Consider the following 3502-nt stretch of genomic DNA (forward strand, 5'->3'; position numbering starts at 1 on the left):
GTATGAGGCAGCGGAGAAGATCACCAAGCCCGACACCTCACTGCTCACTGCCGCTGTCTACAAAATGCCACGAGAGATCGGCCAGGACGGCTTCAGGACCCGGGAAGTGATCTTCGCAGGCAGTTCGATCGGCGTGCTGGTCGAGGGGCAGCAGGCCGACGCGCTGGCTGCACGCTATAACCTCACCCGCGAGCGTTCGACGCTGTTCGGTGCGTCGACCAAAGGCTATTCACGCGCCCTGCCGGCAGCGGAACAGCCCACCCCGGATGCGGGTTTGGTGTCGATCATCGCGCGTGAGAGCGAAGGACTGCCCGGCAAGACTCTGCTGGCGTGCGAACTGGTGCTGAAGGAAGATCAGGCGGCACTCGACGCGTATGACAAAGGCAAGTCCGAACGGGAAAACAAGCAATAGGCCGGCTCGCGTGCTGCCGGTCGGAACGATCCGGGAGCGAACCGCGGTCACCCCGCCGTCAGACGGTCCGGGATACGCAAATTATGCTCCATTTCGGTCCATTTTGGCGGAGGGTGGCCCGTCGCTCGCCGCGACAATCAGCAATAACAGGATCAGCGCGACGCTATATTCGCTGCCACCGGTGCCATGTTCGCCGACGAACCAGCCGGCGTGGCGGTGAATGATGACAATGCCCATGCTCGCGATGATCAGCAGCGGGATCGTCGCCCAGCGCACATAAAGGCCGAGGATCAGCAAGGCGCCGGCGACCAGTTCGCTCAGCGTGATGAGCCAGACCAGCGGGATGCCGTAGGGGAAACCAGCCGCTTCCATGAGGCGCCGAAGCGCGGGATCGTACCGTTGACGATCCGTACCCCGGCATGCGCCATGAAAAAGACGGCCGTCATGATCCGGACGATCATGACGGCCAAGGGGAGGGTTATGAAAGGATAGCCTGTCATCGCCGGTAATGTGTTCCAAACCTGATCCATTTCGGCAAGAACTGTTCCGGCGCGACACGTTGGCGGTTGTGAAACCCCTGCTTCAGGCAAGCGCCGCCGCAACCGACACCGCCAGCGGTGTCGCCGGCCGGCCGATCAGCGCCGCGAGATCCCCGCCATCATCGAACAGCGCATCCGCGGCGGCCTTTGCATCGCTTTCGGACAGCAACCCGGCATAGATTTCGGGCAGACCGGTCTCGATCAGAATCTGCCGATAGGCCGCTTCGGCCAGGTCGGTATAGACAACAGCCCTTCCCGCTTGCCGCGCGATCTCGGCAGCCACCTCGCTCAATGTATAAGCGCTGTTCCCGGCAAGCTCGTAGATCCGGCCGCCCTGATCCTGGTCGCTGGTCAGCACCGCAACCGCGGCGGCTGCATAATCCGCGCGAGCAGCGGGGGAAATCCGCCCTGTCCCGCTACTCCCGATCAGCAACCCGCTGACCGCGGCCTGGCCGATCCGCGCATCATAGTTTTCGGTGTACCAGCCGTTGCGCAGCAGGGTGAACGGCACGCCGGAATCGCGCAGCAATGCTTCGGTCGCACGGTGTTCGATGCCGAGATCAAGCGCCGTCGTATCGGCATGGAGCAGGCTGGTATAGGCGATCAACCCCACGCCCGCTGTGCGCGCCGCATCGATCGCGGCGCGATGCTGGGCTTCGCGCCGGCCGATCTGGTTCGACGAGATGAGCAACAGCTTCGACACTGCAGCCAAGGCTGCCGCCAGCGTTTCCGGGCGATCGTAATCGCCGGCGCGCACCGTCACCCCCAGGGCGGCGAGATCGGCGGCCTTGTCGGGCGACCGGACAATCGCGACGACCTCGCCGGCCGGGACCTTTTCGAGCAGCGTAGTGACGACCAGGCGGCCAAGCTGGCCGGTGGCTCCGGTGATTGCGTACATGGGACGGGCACTCCTTCTCGTGGTTGAAGCTCCGCAGGTAATGGCCTAGCTAACTAATCATAAGTACGTACATAAAGGTTAGTGTGAAATGGCCGACACCGATCGCAGCATTTACCTGGCCGAGCGGCTGCAGCGCGGCGACGTGTTCGCGCGCGACTGCCCCTCGCGCGGGGTGATGAAGCATATGACGAGCAGCTGGGGTGTGCTAACGCTGGTCGCGCTGCAGGCCGGCACCTTGCGCTTCAGCGCGCTGCGCCGACGCATCGGCGGAGTGAGCGAGCGCATGTTGTCGCAGACGCTGCAATGCTTCGAGGCCGACGGGCTGATCGACCGCCGCTCCTTTCCGGTGGTGCCGCCGCATGTCGAATACACATTGACGCCGCTCGGCGAGGAAGCGGCGGAAAAGGTCGCCGGGCTGGCCGACTGGATCGAGGACCGGCTGCCGCAAATTCTCGCTGCACGGCGCGACAGCGCGCCGGATGCCGCGTCAGCCGCCGGCGCCTGACCGCGCCGGCATCTGGATCAGGTTGAGGAACGACAGCACGACCGCACCATCCTGATTGGTGACAGTCATCTTCATGCTGATCGTGCCGCGATCGGGCTTGCTCCGCGACCGTGCAACGGCGACGATCTCGCGCCGGATCTGCAGCGTGTCGCCGGGACGCACCGGGTACAACCATTGCAGTTCATCCACGCGCAGGCCAAGCATCGGTGTCGCGCCGAACGGCGCGGTATCGACGAAATCGCGCATCACCAGCGACGCGACGTGCCAGCCGCTGGCGATCAGGCCGCCGAACCGACCGTGCGCGGCAGCCTTGGGATCAGTATGCATCGGCTGCGGATCGAATTCGCGCGCGAAGCGGATGATATCGGCCTCAGCCACGATGATCGGGCCGCCGGGCCAGCTGTCGCCGATGGCGAGGTCATCCAGGGTCAGGTCGGGATTGGGCATATCTATCTCCGGTCGAGCCGCCCCTCTAGTTGAGCGGATCAGGATCGTCAGCGCCTTTTCATTCTCGCGCCGAAGTGCCTTGCACAAGCAACACACCCTCCCCACATCCGTTGCATGGCCCTTAAAGTTTCTCGCCCGTTGCTTCGTACCGGCTTGTTCTCGCTGGGTGTCGCGCTGGTGATCGCCGCTCCGCTAGTCGGCATCATCCCCGGCCCGGGCGGGGTGGTGGTGTTCGCCGCAGGGCTTGCGCTGATGTTGCGCAACTCGCATTGGGCCAAACGGCAGTTCGTCGGTGCGAAGCGGCGCTGGCCCAAAGCAGGCGACCTGGCCGACCGCGGCCTGCGCCGCGCGAGCCGCGCCCGGCGCCAATTGCGCGCGGAAGACGCGCGGACGCGTTGACTTGGGGCCCGGCTTTGCTTATGGGCACCGGCTTCAAGGCCGTCCTCGTGGCGGCCCTTTTACATTCAGAAATACCCCCTTGGGTAAGAATTCTTAGGGAATGACCGATGAAGCGGACCTTTCAACCGAGCAATCTCGTGCGCGCCCGTCGTCACGGCTTCCGCTCGCGCATGGCGACCCCGGGCGGCCGCAACGTGATCCGCGCGCGCCGCAATCGCGGCCGCAAGAAGCTGTCTGCCTGAACACTCCTGCCGGCGATGCCGGGGTTAAGACCCTGGCGATTCGCCGCGACTTCCTCGCGG

7 protein-coding genes are annotated in these 3502 nt (G+C 64.7%); 4 read left to right on the plus strand and 3 right to left on the minus strand.

The window, feature by feature from the left end; all coding sequences use genetic code 11:
* On the plus strand, positions 1-412 hold a 412-nt coding region (locus tag ACRECS_RS27275), incomplete at its 5' end, for a hypothetical protein (RefSeq protein ID WP_431586115.1).
* An 81-nt stretch (positions 413-493) separates the two neighbouring features.
* On the opposite strand, the gene ACRECS_RS27280 is transcribed toward ACRECS_RS27275, so the two are convergent.
* The gene (locus tag ACRECS_RS27280; RefSeq protein WP_431586116.1) at positions 494-784 is read right to left on the minus strand and encodes a DoxX family protein; all 291 of its coding nucleotides are present in this window, start codon (positions 782-784) and stop codon (positions 494-496) included.
* A 210-nt stretch (positions 785-994) separates the two neighbouring features.
* On the minus strand, positions 995-1849 hold the full coding sequence (locus tag ACRECS_RS27285) for an SDR family oxidoreductase (protein ID WP_431586117.1): 855 nt from the start codon (positions 1847-1849) through the stop codon (positions 995-997).
* An 88-nt stretch (positions 1850-1937) separates the two neighbouring features.
* Between ACRECS_RS27285 and ACRECS_RS27290 the strand changes: the two genes are divergently transcribed.
* A complete protein-coding gene (locus tag ACRECS_RS27290) occupies positions 1938-2354 on the plus strand; it encodes a winged helix-turn-helix transcriptional regulator (RefSeq protein WP_431586118.1) in 417 nt (138 codons plus the stop codon).
* On the opposite strand, the gene ACRECS_RS27295 is transcribed toward ACRECS_RS27290, so the two are convergent.
* Positions 2337-2888, minus strand: a complete 552-nt coding sequence (locus ACRECS_RS27295) for a MaoC family dehydratase (RefSeq protein WP_431586119.1) — start codon at positions 2886-2888, stop codon at positions 2337-2339. The two genes, ACRECS_RS27290 and ACRECS_RS27295, sit on opposite strands and share 18 nt — an antisense overlap.
* A gap of 51 nt (positions 2889-2939) precedes the next feature.
* On the opposite strand from ACRECS_RS27295, the gene ACRECS_RS27300 reads away from it, so the two are divergent.
* Complete coding sequence (locus ACRECS_RS27300) at positions 2940-3200, plus strand: hypothetical protein (RefSeq protein WP_431586120.1); 261 nt, start codon at positions 2940-2942, stop codon at positions 3198-3200.
* A gap of 107 nt (positions 3201-3307) precedes the next feature.
* Positions 3308-3442 (plus strand): 50S ribosomal protein L34, encoded by a 135-nt coding sequence (gene rpmH / locus ACRECS_RS27305; RefSeq protein WP_010162954.1) that lies wholly within the window; start codon positions 3308-3310, stop codon positions 3440-3442.
* Positions 3443-3502 lie beyond the last annotated feature (60 nt).

Source organism: Sphingomonas sp., assembly GCF_050725575.1.
Lineage (GTDB): Bacteria > Pseudomonadota > Alphaproteobacteria > Sphingomonadales > Sphingomonadaceae > Sphingomonas.

Bases quoted from the DNA above. Each gene is read 5' to 3' on its own strand.
- rpmH (WP_010162954.1), top strand. From the start codon at position 3,308: ATGAAGCGGACCTTTCAACCGAGCAATCTCGTGCGCGCCCGTCGTCAC.
- ACRECS_RS27290 (WP_431586118.1), top strand. From the start codon at position 1,938: ATGGCCGACACCGATCGCAGCATTTACCTGGCCGAGCGGCTGCAGCGC.
- ACRECS_RS27280 (WP_431586116.1), bottom strand. From the start codon at position 784: ATGGAAGCGGCTGGTTTCCCCTACGGCATCCCGCTGGTCTGGCTCATC.
- ACRECS_RS27285 (WP_431586117.1), bottom strand. From the start codon at position 1,849: ATGTACGCAATCACCGGAGCCACCGGCCAGCTTGGCCGCCTGGTCGTC.